The sequence below is a fragment of the [Mycoplasma] falconis genome (genome assembly GCF_006385795.1).
Classification (GTDB): Bacteria; Bacillota_I; Bacilli_A; order Mycoplasmatales; family Metamycoplasmataceae; genus Metamycoplasma; species Metamycoplasma falconis.
This window is the reverse complement of record NZ_VFSS01000034.1, coordinates 1-563: the sequence shown is the minus strand read 5'-3', so window position 1 is coordinate 563 and position 563 is coordinate 1. Positions and strand designations below refer to the sequence as shown.

Below are 563 nucleotides of genomic sequence, written 5' to 3'. Positions count from 1 at the left end.
TAAACTTGGACACTTTTTGTGGACAGTTTATAAATATGAATAAACATCTCAACATTGTTGGGGTGTTTTTCAATTTAAATTTGATTGTAATCTTTCGTTGTTATATCATTCTATATAAGATTTAATTGATTCTTTTAGTTCTACAAACGTCATTCTTTTAATTTCAAGATTATATAAATGTTCGGTTTTGATTATTGAAAAGAAATATTCGATTTCTCTATTGTCTAATGAATTACCAATTCGACTCATAGAAATTAAACCGTTATTTTGTTTGATTATATCAACGTAATCCTTAGAAGAATATTGAAACCCATGATCGGAATGAATAATCCATTTTTTGTCATATTTAATATTTTTTACATGTTCTAAAACTAATTCAATATCATTTCGAGTTGATAAGTTTCAATTTAATATTTTCTTTGTTTTGTGGTCTATACAAGCTGAAAAATAAACAAAATTATTGTCAACATCTTTCGGAGCAGATATGTAAGAAACATCGGTTGCAATAATTATTTCGTTATTTTTAGCATTGTAATCTCTTTTTACTAAATCAACATATTTAA

General features: G+C 24.7%; 1 protein-coding gene. It reads right to left on the bottom strand.

Translation table 4 applies throughout. The annotated features are described in order from the left end of the window. Positions 1-27 precede the first annotated feature (27 nt). On the bottom strand, positions 28-563 hold a 536-nt coding region (locus FJO69_RS03095), incomplete at its 5' end, for a DDE-type integrase/transposase/recombinase (protein WP_170177219.1).